We start from the raw sequence: 18321 nt of genomic DNA on the forward strand, positions 1-18321 counted from the left end.
TTTTGCCTCAAAATCATTTTAATGTGTCGCTTTTCTAATGTAGCCCGGTGCAGCGTAACCGGGGTTTCGCTGCACCTTGGTTACATTTGGTATTATTCTGGCGAAGTATCCTGTAATCCAAGTTTAGCAATACTTTCTTGTGCCTCAGCTTTTTTATTTGGGTAATCTTCTCGGAAGTGACCACCACGTGATTCCCGTCTTGCTAGAGCAGCTCTGACAATTAATTCAGCATTGAGAATAATGTTTCTTAGCTCAATAAAATCTCGGGTGATACAATGCTTCCAATAATACTCTTCAATTATTTTTTTTCGCTTCATTATTAATTGTAGTAGATCTTCAAGTCCTGCCTCAGTACGAACTATACCTGCATAAGAAGTCATTTCTCCTCTTAAGCCACGCCACTGCGCATTGATTTGACTGGCTCGCCTGGCATTAACTTCACTTGGGGCACTCCAGTTTGGAATATGTTCTGTGTATTTCCAGGGAGCAGAAATGTCTTTTAAAGTACATCGTGCGGCATTAGAACCCATGACTAAGGCTTCAAGTAACGAATTACTTGCAAGGCGATTCGCACCGTGCAAACCAGTAAAAGCCACTTCCCCTATGGCATAGAGGCGTTTTAAATCGGTGCGGCCATCAATATCGGTAAGTATACCACCACACTGATAATGTGCCGCAGGTACAACAGGGATCATGTCCTGACTCATATCGATACCAATGGACAGTAGCGTCGTATATATCTGAGGAAAACGTTTTTTCAAAAACTCTTTGGATTGATGGGTTATATCAAGGTAAACATATCCCATTTGGCTGCGTTCAATTTCACTAAAAATGGCGCGTGCAACGACATCACGTGTTGCCAACTCCATTTGCTCAGGGGCGTAGTGTTTCATGAACCGCTCCCCTGTTTCAGCATTTTTAAGAAAGCCTCCTTCACCACGCACTGCTTCTGAGATGAGGAAATTATTTAAAGAATGATGATGTAATAGGGTAGGGTGAAATTGATAGAATTCCATATTGCCAATACGTGCTCCAGCACGATACGCCATAGCCACACCATCTCCAGTGGCAACCATGGGGTTGGTTGTATATCTGTATGTTTTACCTGCGCCTCCAGTGGCCAGTACCACACAATTGGCCAAAAACGTATGAATTTGATTTGCCGCACAATCTAAAACATAAGCCCCTAAAACTTCTCCTTGAATATCCGTGCGATGGGGGTGGTAATGAGTAATCAGATTCACAGCGACATGATGTTCAAAAAAATGAATCTGCTCTTTTTGTACTGCAAGTTGATTCATTGTTTGAGTTATAGATAAGCCTGTTTGATCACCACAATTAAAAATACGTCGATGAGAATGTCCACCTTCTTGTGCTAAATGAAAACTACCTTTGTTGTCTTGCTTGAAATGAACGTTGTATTCGCCCAATTGCTTTATTGTATCTGGGCCTTGACGAATAATAAATTCAACAGCCGGTGCATAACACAATCCATCACCGGCAATTAGGGTATCTGAAATATGGGATTCCAGGGAGTCTTCTGCTGAAAAAGCAGCAGCAATGCCACCTTGAGCATAACGACTATTGCATTCAATGGCTTCTGCCTTGCTAATTAATGCAATGTTTAAACGTGGTTGCAGACTAAGGAGCTGCAAACAATATTGCAATCCTGCCAGTCCTGTACCAATAACAAGCACATCAAACTCGAAGGTTCGTCCTTGTTGTGAGTGGGTATCACTCATAAAAAGGCCTTTACTAATTGAGTTGCTAGCCCCGTATAGTTCTCTGGTTTCAGTTTAAGCAGTTGCTCTTTCGCTTCTTCGGGTATGGAAAGTCCCTTAATGAATACTTTGAGACTTTGCTCATCAATTCCATGTCCGCGCGTTAACGATTTTAATTGTTCATAAGCATCAGGCACATTATAGCGGCGCATCATAGTTTGTACTGCTTCAGCGAGTACTTCCCAGTTTGACTTTAAATCTTCTTGCAAAGCGCGCTTATTGATTTGTAATTTATCATTACCTTTAGCCAAAGAGAGATACGCGATTAAGCTGTACGAAAATCCCATACCTATATTACGTAAAACTGTAGAGTCGGATAAATCGCGCTGCAGTCTTGATTGAGTGAGTTTATTGGCAAAATGAATAAAGAGGGCATTAGCCATCCCCAGGTTTCCTTCTGCATTTTCAAAATCAATAGGATTTACCTTATGCGGCATAGTGGAAGAACCGACTTCACCTTCTATTGTTTTTTGTTTGAAGTAGCCAAGAGAAATATAGCTCCAGATGTCTTGGGTATAGTCCAGTAAGATATTATTAATACGCATCATAATTTGTGATACTTCAGCCAAACCATCATGCGGCTCAATTTGTGTGGTATACGCATTAAAAGACAAACCTAGAGAGGTAACGAAGTTAGCGCAATGTTTACGCCAGTCTACTTCAGGGTAAGCCACAACATGTGCATTATAGTTACCAACAGCACCGTTGAATTTACCAGGAATCAAGACTTCACATAATTGTTGTTGCGGTCTTTTGAGACGAGCCACAAAATTGATTAGCTCTTTCCCCATCGTTGTCGGTGTTGCGGGTTGTCCATGTGTTCTAGATAACATAGATACATCGCCATGTTGTTTTCCTAGAAGTGTAATGCCGCCCATGATTTCAGCAAGCGTGGGTTGAATGACTTGCGCAATGGCTTGTTTTACCATTAAGGCATAAGCTAAATTGTTGATGTCTTCTGAGGTACAAGCAAAGTGTATGAAAGGAATAATTGCTTTCAAACTGTTATTCTGCTGGAGCTTATCTTTTAGATAATATTCTATTGCTTTAACATCATGATTGGTTTGCTTTTCAAATTCTTTAATCTTGATTGCTTCAGCTTCATCAAAATTGGCCATAAGATCATTGAGAAAATCTTTAGCTTTCTGATCTAACGGAGGGACTTCAGGAATAGAATTATTCGCAGCCAAAGATTCAAGCCAACGAACTTCTACAGTGAGGCGATAATAAATTAAAGCGAATTCACTAAAGTAGGGACTCAAAGCCCGTGTTTTATTAATGTAACGTCCATCGATTGGAGAGATCGCATTTAAAGCAGTAAGAGTCATGAGTAGCTAGCCCTAATGGTAAAGCACATATAATATTAGATGCGCGAGCAGATGTGAATTAAAGTGAGGAATTTTATCAGAAAATTGATATTTTTTTAATATGTTTGTGTATAATAGTTTCATTTTTGCAAATGAGTTACAACATTTTATGAAAACCGTTATTGAATCTTATCAAGTAGGTCTGTTTCACAAGAAATATTGGTTACAAAATATTATATCAGGAATAATTGTAGGCGTTGTTGCTTTGCCTTTGGCAATGGCATTTGCTATTGCCTCGGGTGTTAGGCCGGAGCAGGGAATTTATACAGCAATTATTGCTGGGATAATTGTTTCGGTTATGGGCGGGAGCCGGTTACAAATTGCAGGCCCTACAGGTGCTTTTATCGTGGTACTTTCAGGGATTACTGCAAAATATGGAGTGTCCGGACTGCAAATTTCCACGCTGATTGCGGGGTTCATGTTATTATTTTTTGGACTTGCTCGTTTAGGCGGTATTATTAAATTTATCCCGGCACCTGTGATTATTGGGTTTACTGCAGGAATCGGTGTAGTGATTTGGGTAGGACAATGGCACTACTTTTTTGGTCTTCCCTCTGGAGGCAGTGGCCATTTCCATGAAAAGTTATGGTATTTATTAAACTCTTTTCCACAACTTAATCTATCTACAACTCTTTTGGGATTTTTCTCGTTATTCTTAGTCATTTTTTCCAATAGAGTTCCTGGGCTAAAGCGTGTTCCTGGTCCACTTGTCGCTTTATTAGTCATATCCATATTACAGGCCATCTTTCATTTTTCTGGGGTAGCAACCATAGGTTCCTCATTTGGAGGGATCCCACAAGGCTTGCCAGAATTTAAACTACCCGAGCTGACTGTCGATAGAGTGATTGAATTGATAGGGCCGGCATTCACTATTGCTATGCTGGGTGCGATAGAATCTCTTTTATCCGCAGTTGTTGCTGACGGGATGGCAGGGACAAAACATAATTCCAACCAAGAGCTTATTGGGCAAGGAATCGCTAATATTTTTGCACCTTTGTTTGGTGGATTTGCAGCAACAGGAGCTATTGCACGTACCGCAACAAACATTCGTAATGGTGGTAATAGTCCTTTGGCAGGGATAATTCATGCACTCACTTTGGTTTTAATTATTCTTTTCTTAGCTCCTTTGGCAGTAAATATTCCGCTAACCGTATTGGCGGCAATTTTATTTGTTGTCGCTTGGAATATGAGTGAGGTAAAACATTTTATTAAATTAGTACAACGCGCTCCCAAAGCGGACGTTGTGATTTTGCTGGTAACTTTTTTTCTTACAGTGTTTGTTGATTTAGTCGTTGCAGTAAATATAGGCGTCATTCTTGCTGTGTTGCATTTCATTCGACGGATGGCTTCCAGTGTTGAAGTACAACAAATGACTCAGGAAGAGCTAGCTCATGAATTGGCAGGGCAAAATATGGATGCTTTGCCTGAGGGCGTATTGGTTTATGCTGTAGAAGGGCCTTTTTTCTTTGCTGCTACTGAAGCATTTCAACATGCCTTAGCAGTAACCCATACTGATCCCAAGACCTTAATCATTAGAATGCGTTGGGTACCCTTTATGGATGTTACTGGTTTGCAAACTCTGGAAGAGGTTATTGAGGATTTACAAGAACGAAAAGTGCGGGTGATTGTCAGTGGGGCTAATTCACGAGTAGAGGAAAAACTACGCAAAGGGGGTATTGTGACGCTTCTGGGTGACAAGAATTTCCATAAAGATTTTTCACAAGCCTTAGCTGCATGTAACGTATAGTTTGACTTTTGTATAGGGTACTCATACCTTGGATTAAGGAAATTATCTACTGAATCTGTGGGTATGAGTATGAATATTGTCTCACAATAAAGTTTCTCATTCCCATAGCCGCACATTTTCAGTAAGATAATGATCATTTTACATGGCTTGGGGTAGTTATGACTGTCAAAACACATATTATCGATTTAGCACATCTTGGCATGCACGACCTAGAGCAGGTTGGCGGGAAAAATGCTTCTCTTGGAGAGATGATCAGTCATTTATCCTCAGCAGGGGTTGCTGTCCCAGGCGGTTTTGCAACAACTGCAGACTCATTCAAAGAGTTTTTGGCTCAGGATAATTTAGATAAAAAAATCTATGCAAAATTAGCAACCTTAGATGCAGATAATGTGCAGCAATTGGCTGTCATAGGAAAAGAAATCAGGGAAATGATTATCAATACACCATTTACTCCTGATTTTGAGCGCTCAGTGCGTGTGGCATACGAGCAACTGGCAAAATCTATAGGCCATGATAATTTTAGTGTGGCGGTTCGTTCATCAGCAACAGCAGAAGACTTGCCTGATGCTTCCTTTGCTGGTCAGCAAGAAACATTTTTAAATGTAAAGGGAATTGATGAAGTTCTGCTCTCAATAAAGCATGTTTTTGCATCCTTATACAACGATCGAGCAATTACTTATCGTACTCATCATCAGTTTGAACACCACGAAGTCGCTTTATCTGCAGGTATTCAACAGATGATTCGTAGTGATCTGGCTGTAAGTGGTGTGATGTTTACCATGGATACCGAATCGGGTTTTGATCAGGTAGTATTTATTACTTCATCCTATGGGTTAGGTGAAATGGTTGTTCAGGGAGCAGTCAATCCTGATGAATATTACGTACATAAGCCAGGAGTAAAAGCAGGCAGACCGGCTGTTATCCGCCGTAATCTGGGAAGTAAAGCGTTAAAGATGATTTATTGTGATGATCCCAGCAAGAAACAACGAGTTAAAACGGTCGATGTTGATGCCAAAGAACGATTGTTATTTTCTTTAACCCAAAATGAAGTGGAAAGTTTGGCACGTCAAGCTTTGATTATTGAAGAGCATTATGGCAGGCCTATGGATATAGAGTGGGCAAAGGATGGTTTGAATGGGCAACTATATATTTTACAAGCACGTCCGGAAACAGTAAAAAGCCGTGATAACAAACAAATATTGGAGCGTTATACCTTACAGAAAAAAGGAGAGGTATTGGCTGAGGGACGCAGTATAGGACAACGTATAGGCCAAGGTAAAGCACGAATTATTAAAGACGTCAGCGAAATGGACCGCGTGCAACCGGGCGATGTGTTGATTTCAGATATGACGGATCCTGATTGGGAGCCCGTAATGAAACGTGCTTCTGCTATTGTGACCAACCGTGGTGGTAGAACGTGCCATGCTGCGATTATTGCGCGGGAATTGGGTATTCCTGCTGTAGTCGGATGTGGGGATGCTACGAAAACCATACATGATGGTGATGAAGTGACAGTGAGCTGTGCTGAAGGGGATAATGGTTATGTTTACGCAGGTATATTACCTTATGAACTGATACGTCTTGATGTAGAAACCATGCCTGAGTTACCGATGAAAGTCATGTTAAATGTGGGTAATCCTGAAAGAGCGTTTACATTCCAATCGATTCCTAACTCAGGAGTAGGCCTGGCGCGCTTAGAGTTTTTAATTTCGAATACAATTGGTATTCATCCGCGTGCATTACTGGATTTTGACCGTTTAAAAGATAAAGAGTTAAAACAATTTATTACTGAGAAAACAGCGGCTTATGCTTCTCCTGTTGAATATTATATTGAACGATTAAAAGAGGGGATTGCAACAATCGCTGCTGCATTTTATCCCAAACCTGTAATTGTACGATTATCAGATTTCAAATCAAATGAGTATGCCAATCTTATTGGTGGTAATTTATATGAACCACATGAAGAAAATCCAATGTTGGGTTTTAGAGGCGCATCACGCTATGTTTCTGAATCATTTGCTGAGTGTTTTGCTTTGGAGTGTAAAGCGGTCCGACGAGTTCGAGAAGAAATGGGATTAACTAATGTCGAAGTGATGATCCCTTTCGTAAGGACAGTTTCTGAGGCGGGTAATGTGATTCAGGTTTTAAAACAACATGGACTTGAGCGAGGTAAGAATGGATTGCGTGTGATCATGATGTGCGAACTCCCTTCCAATGCATTATTAGCAGAAAAATTCTTAGAACACTTTGATGGCTTTTCTATTGGTTCTAATGACTTAACGCAATTAACATTAGGTTTAGACAGAGACTCTGGATTGATTGCCGCGCAATTTGATGAGCGCAATGATGCAGTAAAAGCTTTGTTGCACATGGCAATTTCTGAGTGTAAAAAGGCTAATAAATATATAGGTATTTGTGGCCAGGGCCCCTCAGACCATCAGGATTTTGCACTGTGGTTGATGAACGAGGGAATAGAGAGTGTTTCACTCAACCCTGATTCTGTTTTGGAAACGTGTTTATTTTTGGCAAAGCAATAAGCTTCTATAGATCTCTTTACTTGCCGCGCCTCATACGCGGTATCCAGAAAGGTATCCTGGTTGCTTGCAACCAGGATCTATTGAGGTATGCTCTAAGGAAATCGGGTTGCAAGCAACCAGGCTACATCGTAGCAAATTGCTTAAGTGCTCTTTTGCCTAAATAGGTTATCAAGTGGCGTATTATAGCGAGGTATGGAATCGTAATGCAGCGTTTAAAAAGGTGGTTTTTTCTTGCCGGAATATGTCCTGCGATGGCTTTTGCCTCTGCTGATCCTGGGCATGTGGATCCGGTTGCGTTTGTATTACTTGGTGTGACTACTATTTTTTTCTTTGCAATTATTGGACGATATACAGCAAGACGTTTACATCAGCCTAGTGTTCTTGGTGAATTGGTGATAGGGATCCTTATTGGCAATTTATTCTATTATTACGGATTTCCATTAGCTGTTTTATTACGAGAAGGCTCTTCAATTTTTGATATAGTCAAAGCAATACTTGAAGGGGTTTCGTTAAATCAAGCAGTTACATCGATTATACCTAACTCAAATTATGCGCAACAAGTAGTCAATGCGTTAAGCGGACCTCATGGAGCTGATTATTTGAAAATCGCCTATATCGTGGATATTTTTTCGCGTTATGGAGTTATTTTTCTCCTTTTTATGGTGGGTTTGGAAAGCTCCATAGAAGAAATAAAGCATACAGGCCGTGATTCATTTTTTGTCGCGTTGCTTGGGGTGATTGCGCCCATGCTTCTGGGTTTTGGTGTCGCCTATCTATTAATACCTAATGGTACCTATCAATCTGATTTATTTATTGCAGCTACTCTGAGTGCGACCAGTATAGGAATTACAGCCCGGGTACTGACTGAAATGAAAAAATTACGTACCCGAGAAGCAAAAATTATTTTGGGTGCAGCGATGTTGGATGATGTGATGGGCCTGATTATATTGGCCGTGGTCAGCTCTTTAGTAATTAGTGGGGTCGTAGATATGATGGTTGTATTGCGCATTATTGTGAGCGCAGTACTGTTTTTTGCGGGTACTTTATTTTTAGGTCCAATCGTTTTACGTAAGGCTATCCATTTTTTTCGTTTTCTTGAACCCTGGGAGTCAAAGTTATTTATTTCTTTCCTTTTTATTATGATGCTCTCTTGGTTAGCTTCTGTGCTACAACTTGCAACAATTATTGGTGCTTTTACAGCTGGAATTATTCTTCATGATGACTATTTTGATGGTAAGCCTTTAAGCAAGCAAGAAAATCGTAGTATTTACCATCTATTATCTCCTTTGGAAACGATATTGGCTCCTATGTTTTTTATCGTGATTGGTATCCAGGTTAAATTAGAAAGTTTTTATCACTGGAATGTGATTATTTTGGCAAGTGGCTTAATCGTTGCTGCTGTAGTTGGCAAATTACTCTGTGGTTATGGGGCGCGCACTTCAAATGATCGATTGCTTATTGGTATTGGGATGTTACCACGCGGTGAAGTAGGTTTAGTTTTCGCTTCTATTGGTCGAACTCTAGGTGTCATTTCCGATGATTTATTCTCTGCAATAGTTTTGATGGTTATGATTACTACGTTTATAGCTCCTGTGTTATTAAAAGCACGTTATACAGCGAAGGATAGGAAACTAGCACATGAATAAAGCTTTTTTAGAGGTTGAGTCCGATGTAACGCGTGCATTACGTGAGGATGTAGGTGCTGGAGATGTTACTGCGAGTTTATTACCTCCTCAGCTTCAGGTTGAGGCAGAAATTATTTCTCGAGAACCGATGGTCGTTTGTGGCCAAGCTTGGGTTAATGAGGTATTCAATCAGCTTGATGAGCAAATCAAGCTGGAGTGGCGTGTTGCTGAAGGTGAGTGGTTAACACAAGCATCTACGCTATGTACTTTATATGGGCCAGGAAAAAGTATTTTAACAGGTGAACGTACTGCATTGAATTTTTTACAGACTCTTTCAGCTACAGCAACGCAAACGCATCGATATGCACAAAAGCTTCGTGGTACACCGACTCGATTGCTGGATACGCGTAAAACCATTCCGGGCTTAAGAATGGCGCAAAAATATGCAGTGACGTGTGGCGGTGGTTTTAATCATCGCATGGGACTGTATGATGCTGTTTTAATTAAAGAAAATCATATTGCTGCCTGCGGTTCAGTAGCCAAAGCGGTTGCATTGGCAAGACAGAACCATAAAGAAATTTTAGTTGAAGTAGAAGTCGAAACTCTAGATGAGTTGCGTGAAGCAATTTGTGCTCATCCAGATCGAATTATGCTGGATAATTTTAGCGAGAAAATGCTTGAAAAAGCAGTTAGAATGAATCAGCCAAAACATTGTACTTTAGAAGTGTCTGGGGGCGTTACTCTGGAAAACATTGCTGCAATAGGTCGATTAGGTGTTGATTTTATTTCCGTTGGTGCAATTACCAAATCAATTCAAGCCATAGACTTGAGTTTACTTATTAGGAAGATTTTATGATGCCAATGATTGTTTTTACAGGAGGCGGTACAGCAGGGCATGTAGCGCCTAATATGGCGTTGATACGTGAATTGAGTCGTAAAGGTTGGGAAATTGCCTATATAGGTTCTGCTAGTGGTATTGAAAAACAGATGATAGAACCACTCAAAATCCCATTTTATAGCATAAGTAGTGGTAAATTACGTCGATACCTCAGTGTAAAAAACTTATTGGATCCGTTTAAGATCATATTGGGTATCGTGCAATCTTTTTTCTTACTTAATAAGTTAAAGCCGGATGTGATTTTTTCCAAGGGAGGATTTGTTGCATTTCCGGTTGTAGTCGGCGCTTGGTTAAATCGGATTCCTGTTGTTGCTCATGAGTCGGATATGAGTCCTGGACTTGCTAATCGGCTTTGTTTTCCCTTTGTTCATAAAATTTGTCTGACTTTTGAGGCGGGCAAAAAACATTTTAAAAAACAGGATAAAATTGAAATAACCGGAACGCCTATCCGTGAGCAGTTGTTTGCGGGTAATGGTGACCGTGGCCTTCAGTTATGTGGATTTAATGCGGACAAACCATGTCTCTTAGTTATCGGCGGCAGTTTGGGGGCCGGCTCCATCAATCGAAGCATTCGTGATTCTTTAGAGCAATTAACTCAAGAATATCAAATTATCCATATATGTGGAAAAGGGAAATTAGAGCCTTCTTTAATGGCTCGAGAAGGGTACAAACAATTTGAATATGCAAATGAGGAGTTAGCTGATTTGTTTGCTGCAGCCTCAATTGTTATTTCACGCGCAGGTGCGAATTCTCTTTATGAAATTTTGGCTTTAGGCAAGCCCCATATTTTAATTCCTTTATCGGCTGAAGTGAGTCGGGGAGATCAAATCCAAAATGCTCGATATTTCCAAGGATTGGACATTAGTCTCGTAATTGAAGACAAATCTTTAAATACAGATACTTTGCTGCAAAGCTTACATGAACTGGAGAAGAATAAAAGGGATATTATTAATAAAATCAATGCACTAAATATTAAGTCGGCTACGGAGCAAATTGTAGCTATTATTGAGGAGCAAGTTCATGTTCAATCCGCAAGCACTGTATGATTTTGTATGTCACCAATGGGAAAAGGAAATTATCCCTAGCTTATGTGATTACATAAAAATTCCTAATAAATCACCTCATTTTGATCCAAAATGGCAAGAACATGGGTTAATGGAGCAGGCGGTTACCCATATTGCTAATTGGTGTAAGGCCCATGCGCCTAAAGGAATGATGTTAGAAGTGATGCGGTTAGAAGGTCGTACCCCTTTAATTTTTATCGAAGTTCCTGGACAAATCGATGAAACAGTTTTGTTGTATGGTCACCTTGATAAGCAACCTGAAATGTCAGGATGGAGTGACGATTTACATCCATGGAAACCGGTATTAAAAAATGGACGCTTATATGGACGAGGTGCTGCAGATGATGGTTATTCTGCATATGCTTCGTTAACTGCGATTAGCGCTTTGCAGAAACAAGGTTTATCTATTCCACGTTGTATCTTAATTATTGAAGCCTGTGAAGAAAGTGGAAGTTACGATCTACCTTATTATATTGAATTGCTCAATGAGCGCATTGGTAAACCCAAGTTAGTCATTTGTCTTGATTCTGGAGCTGGTAATTACGAGCAATTATGGATGACGACTTCATTGCGTGGCAACTTGGTTGGTGAACTGTCGGTTGAGTTAATTCGTGAAGGTGTTCATTCTGGGGCTGCAAGCGGTATCGTTGCAGACAGTTTTCGGGTGGCTCGTCAACTCATTAGTCGTCTCGAAGATGAAGTTTCAGGAGAAATCAAATTACACGAATTATATTGTGACATTCCTGCAGAACGAACGCAGCAAGCAGAGAAGTGTGCCCAGGTTTTGGGCGATTCAGTTTATGCTGAGTTTCCATTATATGCTGGTGTCGAGCCAGTAACAAAAGATAGAAAACAGTTAATTTTGAATCGAACCTGGAAGCCTGCATTAACAGTTACTGGCGCTAATGGATTTCCTGCTATAGCGGATGCGGGGAATGTTTTGCGTCCACAAACGGCATTAAAGTTGTCTATGCGCCTGCCGCCTTTAGTCGATCCGAAAGTTGCTGCCACGGTGATCTCTGATACATTAACTAAAAATCCTCCCTATCATGCCAAAGTGAGTTTTAAATTAGGGGATGGCTCACAAGGATGGAATGCACCTGAGCTTGCTTCTTGGCTGGAAAAAGCAGCAGATGAAGCTTCAATGACTTACTATGACAAGCCAGCTGCTTACTTTGGGGAAGGTGGTACCATTCCTTTTATGGGAATGTTAGGAAAGAAATTTCCCGAGGCTCAATTTATGATTACTGGCGTTTTAGGGCCTCAGTCTAATGCACACGGACCTAATGAATTCCTGCACTTAGATATGGTAAAAAAATTAACTGCATGTGTTGCTTACGTACTTTATCATGCGAGTTAATCATACGAGCCCTGCTGAACAGCTAATATAGTTGTTAATCTTTCTTCATTGCTAAATCAATTTCCCTTCTCCCCTCAGGGGAGAAGGTGCCCGTAGGGCGGATGAGGGTAAATTTTCGTTACTCATTGAACCTAAAGCAAAAAATAAAAAAAACTCTCGACAGCAAGCCAAAATCTTGGGATACTTTTGCCGGCTCTGGATCGAGCCATTTAGTCCAACAATTAGGAGAAAATTATGAAAGCAAAATTTATTGCTGCTGTATTGTCATTATCTGTAGTTACTCTTTCTGCTCATGCAGTTATTCCCAAAGAATCATCTGTTAAGAAAAAACCTCCTGTCGTAATTCATAAAATTGATCTCAATACTGCGGATTTATCTATGATTACTGGTTCAGTAAAGGGTATAGGCAAAAAACGGGCTGAAGCAATTATTGCTTATCGAAAAAGCCATCATGGCTTTAAGTCTTTGGAAGAGCTTGCCGATGTGAAGGGCTTAGGGCAGCGATTTGTGACTGCGAATCGAGATAAATTAAATCAAGTGTTTGTTATTAATAAAATAGAATAAAAAACATACTGAAAAAACAATTTTTTTATGCCACTGTCGTAAGTGTTAATTAGTACAGCAGTGACAGATAATAGTCGTAATTGCTTACATAATAGCGTCAACTTAGGGGTAATCTGGGTGAAGGTCCGAAGCCCGGATTCACTTCGTTTCACCCAGGCTACAAGTACATTATGAACGTTTGGTGTGCTTAGGTTGACGCTATTACATGAATGCTTACAATAAATCAAATTATTTAGCAGACGTGTGTTGGTGCCTTAATTTGATCTAATTCATCTTTCAAACGGTTAATTCCACTCTTAAAGAAGGTAAAACTTGTTGCTCCGCGAACCGGGATAAATCCTCTTTTATGATGAATTGCTTTAAGGAATTTTCCTATATCACTTTCGTTACCATTTTCTTTGCTTAATTCATCACTGATTTCACCTTCAGATAAGGTGGATAATTTATTTTTGTCTTCAATAGACAACTGCTGAAAAGCTGTTTCAATTGCTTTAGTTTTCTTATGTGGATCGGATGAGAAAAAGCCAGCTCGTGCCAAAATTCCATTATTGATTGTTTCTATAAACTCATTAATCTTTTGCAAGAGTATAATTTCAGTGCTTACCGCTGATAAATCTTGATCTTGGCTCTTAATTATTCTTTCTTTTATTTTGAACGTATCTGCTTTATTTAAGCGCAATCTTCCAAGAGCGATCAATAGATCCGATTTTATACCATTAAAATTAGATGGCTTGGGTTGTTCAACAATAACTTCCTTAGGCAACGGTTGTTTTGCTTTACGTAACTCTTCTTCGAGTTGTGCATTTTCTTGCTGCAATGTCTCTAATCGAGTTCGAAGCTGAGTCACTTCGGATGGAACTTCACTTGATGACTCCGTGGAGTGTTTTCCTATTTCTGGCTGTTGGCGCAATAAGCTATTTTCTTTGCTTAAGGCTTCTAATTGCTGTTTAAGAGAAGTAATAGTTTGCTCTTGTTCTTGTGCAGAGCTTAGTTTTTCTCTTAACCCTTCATTTTCTTTTTGAACAACCTTTAATTGTTCATTCAACTTTTCTAAAGTGGCACTTTTTTCTTGAACCTGAATCTCAGTTCTACCTATTTCTCTCTCTAACTTCTCGATTGTTTCTTTGGAAGTAGACTCAACTTTTTGTAATCGCACGAGTTCTATACGTTGTTGCTCAAGCTTTTCATTCGCTGCACTTAATTCACGCGTAAGAGTTTCATTTTGTTGCTGAATGTTTTTTAGGCGTTGCTCGGATGTATCTAAAGTAGTCACTTTTTCTCGTAAAGTGTCACTTGTCTTTTCTAATTCTGCTCTAGAAGTAGCTAATTCTTTTTTTGTTTTATCTAAAGCTGCTTGCCATTGAGCAGCATAAACTGAGATAAGTTGAGTGAGTGCCATGGCTTTTATTGCTTCAGCCCGTTCCGGTTCTTTGACTAGAAGACTTTGTCTAAATTGATTTACATAATGGCTGATTTGCTCTGGATCTCCCTCTGGGAAACCAAGAGTTTTAAAGGTTTCACTGAACCGTTCTTCACGTTTTTGGCTTTCTACGGCAAATTCTTTTTGTGCTTCATAACGAGCAATAGCCACTGCAAAGCATTGTTGACATTGATTCAATGCTGGCTTTATTTCCTCAAGAAACTTCTCTGCTTCTTCTGCTTTGCCCTTTTTTAAAGTGATAACATTCTTCAGGCTTTGCCCAATGGCTTTGTACATTGAAGTCCATTGTAAGTCTATCCCTGAGGTTCCTGGATCCTTTTGTTTCAATTTTTTCGCTGCACCAACAGATGCTTTCTCCTCTAGGACTAAGATGTTAAAAGGAGTTCGCATGAAGTCAACCAATTTAAGTACGGAGTCAATGAGTTCATTTACTTTTTCTACATACTTATCTTTGAACATCCCTTTTTGATGTTCAGGAAGAATGTCTTTAAACATTAAAAGTTTTAATATTGCTGCATGTTTTTGGGATGGAGTGCCTTTGAGGCCTTCAAAAAATTGCTTTGGGGTAAAACCTTTAGGGATTAATGGGTTAACAAAAGCATGTACTGCCTCAATTTGTTCACCACTTAATTCAACGATAGGCTTGCCATCAAGTGTTATACCTAAACGTAAATAAGCACCTAACAAGGCGGAAGTATCAACTGCTGCTCTACCATGTTGAGGAATATGTAGTCTTTGAGCTCCTAGTAAGCTTATAAATTTACTTATATTTTCTGCGACTTTTGCATAAGCCAAGTGAAGATCTTTTCCTTCGTTTGTTTCTAATTGTAAAAAAGAAAAAAGATTAAACAGAAGTTTAGCTATTAGATCCGGATTGCCATGGGTCCATTGTGATAATTCATTTGCTTTTAAACTGCTGGGCATATATTAAAACCTTAAGTAAATTCTTGTAGCGAGAAGTATATAATGTGATCAATTTGATCACAAAATGAGTTTCAGACTAAAGTTGTAAGGGAGGTTTGATCTAGTTCATTGATTTTAAGAAGATTTTTCCATTGGGGATGACAAGGAAACACGCAAATACGGCCGTATTTACAACAGACACCAAAACACCTGCTCTCTGATACTGTTAGGGAGATAGAAAAAGACTATATGTTGCTGTATTCAAAAAGTAGTCTGGGTGAAGGTAAAGTCGTAAACTGGGTTGCCGATAAAAAATCAGCACTTCTACTCCTAACAACTTCGCCTAAACGTTGCAATGGTGGTCCCAAATAAATAGGAGGCCGGCCAATTTAAGATTAATGTGGAAAAATAAATTGATAATCAAAGGACTATTTTAATTACTGAATAGGTAAAGAGTATTAAAAGCAATCCATTCTTGACTCTTGTCATAGTTCAAAAATCCAAAATTATCGTTGATGTACAAAAAATTCACTCTTTAAATTTTAAATTGTTGGCAAGAACTGTCGATTTTTATCCAAATTTAGGATAAAGTAACGCACAAAAAAAAGAACAGGATATTGCGGTTATGTTCAGAAAATTAAGGGGCGTGTTTTCCAACGACTTATCAATTGACTTGGGAACAGCTAATACATTGATTTATGTAAGAGATAAAGGGATTGTCTTAAACGAACCCTCCGTAGTTGCTTTGCGTAATGAATCAGGACAAAAACGAGTTGCAGCGGTTGGCCTCGAAGCGAAGCGAATGCTGGGAAGGACTCCAGGCAATATTAATGCCATTAGACCAATGAAAGACGGTGTGATTGCTGACTTTTTTGTTACTGAGAAAATGTTACAGCATTTCATACATAAAGTTCATGAAAATAAATTTTTAAGACCAAGCCCGCGTGTTCTGGTTTGTGTTCCTTGCGGCTCTACACAAGTAGAGCGTCGTGCAATTCGTGAGTCTGCAATGGGTGCTGGAGCTCGCGAAGTATTTCTAATTGAAGAACCTATGGCAGCTGCTTTAGGCTCTGGAATGCCTGTTGAAGAAGCCAGTGGCTCTATGGTTGTGGATATAGGTGGCGGCACCACGGAAGTTGCTATTATTTCTTTAAGTGGTATTGTCTATCATCAATCGGTGCGTATTGGTGGCGACAAATTTGATGATGCTATTGTATCTTATGTACGCCGCAACTACGGTACGTTAATTGGTGAGACTACAGCAGAACGCATTAAGCATGAAATTGGCTCAGCGTTTCCAAGCCGTGATTTATTTGAAATAGAAGTTCGTGGAAGAAACCTTGCTGAAGGTGTTCCTCGTAGCTTCATCCTGACCAGTGCTGAAATATTGGAAGCACTGCAAGAGCCTTTATCCGGCATTGTTGGTGCTGTGAGAGCGGCGTTAGAATTAGCTCCACCTGAACTGGCAGCCGATATTGCTGAGCGTGGTATGGTTCTCACTGGAGGCGGGGCTTTGTTGAAAAACATCGATACTCTGCTGATGGAAGAAACTGGTTTACCTGTATTAATTGCTGAAGATCCGCTAACCTGTGTAGCACGTGGTGGTGGTAAAGCTTTAGAAACCATGGACTTGCGTGGCGGTGATTTCCTCTCAACAGAATAAAATATACAACAGATTATTTAGCAGGAGCGGGTACAGTTCTATAGGATTTGTACTCGCTCTTGTTTTTTCTGTTTTTTTAATGTTCTCTGATTATCACTATCGTTATCTAGATAATGTGCGTAGTGGCTTTTCCTTTATTGTTGCCCCTTTGCAATATGCGGTAGATTATCCTGTGCGAGTAATTGGCTGGGTGCAGTCACTTGTCAGCGCGAAAAAATCATTAATCGCAGAAAATATGCAATTGCGTTACCAGCAAGCCATGTTGGAAGCAGAATTACAAAAGTTAATTGTGATTCAAAAGGAAAACTCACAACTAAAAGAGTTGCTCCTTACTTCATCACAGGCAGAAATGCGTGCAATGGCGGCCCAAATCCTTGCTGTTGATACCAGCAATTCGCGTCAAGTAGTTGTTTTAAACAAAGGAAAACGTGATGGTGCTTATGTAGGCCAGCCTGTTCTGGATGCCAAAGGTGTTATGGGGCAAATTGTTGATGTTGGTCCTATAACCAGTACAGTCTTACTTATTTCTGACTCTAAGAGTGCAGTGCCTGTGCGCAACAATCGCACCGGAGAGCGGGCAATTCTTGTTGGCACAAATGATATAGAGAAATTATCCTTAATTAATTTACCCAAAACTTCCTCAATTCATCCTGGTGATGTATTGGTCACCTCAGGTTTAGATAGGCATTATCCAGAAGGTTACCCTGTGGGATCTGTCGAAGAGGTAAATAGCATTCCTGGCGAAGATTTTGTCAAAGTGAAAGTGAAACCGGTTGCACTTCTTAATCGTAATCGACTTGTATTGCTGATCTGGCCTGATACCGAGCAAGAGCAATTGAATGCACAAATTAATGAGCGTTTAAATGCTAAGGAGACGATGTGATGAGAAATCTTCGCGTACGTTTGTGCTTGGGATTTACTGTGGCTCTGCTTTTGTCTATTTTACCTATGCCTGAGTTAATCTCTGCTTTTCGACCTCCTTGGGTTTTATTGCTTGTACTGTATATAGAATATTTTTTGCCGGGTAATTTTAGACTGACCACATTGTTGTTTGTGGGATTATTATTGGATGTGTTACTTGCAACAGTAATTGGAGAACATTCATTTGCTTTACTTTCGGTAACCTGGCTTGCTTCCAACAAATCGAGACGATTCCAATTTTTTTCTATGATGCAGCAAATTTGCTTGATTGGATTTTTTTGTCTTTTATATCAATCGATTATTTCTTTAATCACCGCGCTACTCGGCTTTAATTATAGTTTATTCACACCTGTAACAAGTGCTTTAGTGGGTATGTTCCTCTGGCCATGGATTCGCCTACTAGGAGAAGACACTTTATTGAAGCGATTGGTTTATCGTTGAAAAATGTAG

13 protein-coding genes are annotated in these 18321 nt (G+C 39.8%); 10 read left to right on the forward strand and 3 right to left on the reverse strand.

The features are described 5' to 3' along the window. Nucleotides 1-92: 92 nt before the first annotated feature. Nucleotides 93-1742, reverse strand: coding sequence for an L-aspartate oxidase (nadB, locus tag BGO44_RS03900; RefSeq protein WP_058510922.1), 1650 nt, complete (start codon nucleotides 1740-1742; stop codon nucleotides 93-95). Beyond that, a complete protein-coding gene (gene purB, locus BGO44_RS03905) occupies nucleotides 1739-3109 on the reverse strand; it encodes an adenylosuccinate lyase (protein ID WP_058510921.1) in 1371 nt (456 codons plus the stop codon). The genes nadB and purB overlap by 4 nt, the downstream gene beginning before the upstream one ends. 148 nt (nucleotides 3110-3257) lie before the next feature. Here purB and BGO44_RS03910 point away from each other — a divergent pair, with 148 nt between their 5' ends. From BGO44_RS03910 to BGO44_RS03940, 7 genes are all read left to right on the forward strand, one after another. Continuing rightward, nucleotides 3258-4895 (forward strand): SulP family inorganic anion transporter, encoded by a 1638-nt coding sequence (locus BGO44_RS03910; protein ID WP_273199402.1) that lies wholly within the window; start codon nucleotides 3258-3260, stop codon nucleotides 4893-4895. A gap of 158 nt (nucleotides 4896-5053) precedes the next feature. After that, nucleotides 5054-7432 carry a phosphoenolpyruvate synthase gene (gene ppsA / locus BGO44_RS03915; RefSeq protein ID WP_058510920.1) on the forward strand — a complete coding sequence of 793 codons (2379 nt, stop codon included), beginning with the start codon at nucleotides 5054-5056 and terminating at the stop codon, nucleotides 7430-7432. Between the two features lie 203 nt (nucleotides 7433-7635). Beyond that, the gene (locus BGO44_RS03920; protein WP_058510919.1) at nucleotides 7636-9078 is read left to right on the forward strand and encodes a cation:proton antiporter; all 1443 of its coding nucleotides are present in this window, start codon (nucleotides 7636-7638) and stop codon (nucleotides 9076-9078) included. Then, the gene (nadC, locus tag BGO44_RS03925) at nucleotides 9071-9913 is read left to right on the forward strand and encodes a carboxylating nicotinate-nucleotide diphosphorylase (RefSeq protein WP_273199401.1); all 843 of its coding nucleotides are present in this window, start codon (nucleotides 9071-9073) and stop codon (nucleotides 9911-9913) included. Before BGO44_RS03920 ends, nadC begins: the two co-directional genes overlap by 8 nt. After that, nucleotides 9910-11001 (forward strand): undecaprenyldiphospho-muramoylpentapeptide beta-N-acetylglucosaminyltransferase, encoded by a 1092-nt coding sequence (murG, locus tag BGO44_RS03930; RefSeq protein ID WP_058510917.1) that lies wholly within the window; start codon nucleotides 9910-9912, stop codon nucleotides 10999-11001. The genes nadC and murG overlap by 4 nt, the downstream gene beginning before the upstream one ends. After that, complete coding sequence (locus BGO44_RS03935; RefSeq protein ID WP_058510916.1) at nucleotides 10976-12379, forward strand: M20 family metallopeptidase; 1404 nt, start codon at nucleotides 10976-10978, stop codon at nucleotides 12377-12379. Before murG ends, BGO44_RS03935 begins: the two co-directional genes overlap by 26 nt. A 234-nt stretch (nucleotides 12380-12613) precedes the next feature. Then, complete coding sequence (locus tag BGO44_RS03940) at nucleotides 12614-12943, forward strand: ComEA family DNA-binding protein (RefSeq protein WP_058510915.1); 330 nt, start codon at nucleotides 12614-12616, stop codon at nucleotides 12941-12943. Between the two features lie 232 nt (nucleotides 12944-13175). Here the strand turns inward: BGO44_RS03940 and BGO44_RS03945 are convergent, their stop codons facing one another. Continuing rightward, nucleotides 13176-15308, reverse strand: a complete 2133-nt coding sequence (locus BGO44_RS03945) for a coiled-coil domain-containing protein (protein ID WP_273199399.1) — start codon at nucleotides 15306-15308, stop codon at nucleotides 13176-13178. 604 nt (nucleotides 15309-15912) lie between these two features. Here BGO44_RS03945 and BGO44_RS03950 point away from each other — a divergent pair. The 3 genes from BGO44_RS03950 to mreD are packed head-to-tail and all read left to right on the forward strand — an operon-like array spanning nucleotide 15913 to nucleotide 18312. After that, nucleotides 15913-16950, forward strand: a complete 1038-nt coding sequence (locus tag BGO44_RS03950; protein ID WP_003636696.1) for a rod shape-determining protein — start codon at nucleotides 15913-15915, stop codon at nucleotides 16948-16950. After that, nucleotides 16928-17833 carry a rod shape-determining protein MreC gene (gene mreC, locus BGO44_RS03955; protein WP_286822656.1) on the forward strand — a complete coding sequence of 302 codons (906 nt, stop codon included), beginning with the start codon at nucleotides 16928-16930 and terminating at the stop codon, nucleotides 17831-17833. The genes BGO44_RS03950 and mreC overlap by 23 nt, the downstream gene beginning before the upstream one ends. Further along, nucleotides 17833-18312: a rod shape-determining protein MreD gene (gene mreD, locus BGO44_RS03960; RefSeq protein WP_058510912.1), complete on the forward strand. Its 480-nt coding sequence runs from the start codon at nucleotides 17833-17835 to the stop codon at nucleotides 18310-18312. Before mreC ends, mreD begins: the two co-directional genes overlap by 1 nt. The last annotated feature ends 9 nt before the right edge of the window (nucleotides 18313-18321 follow it).

Source organism: Legionella sp. 39-23, from assembly GCF_001897665.1.
Lineage (GTDB): Bacteria > Pseudomonadota > Gammaproteobacteria > Legionellales > Legionellaceae > Legionella > Legionella steelei.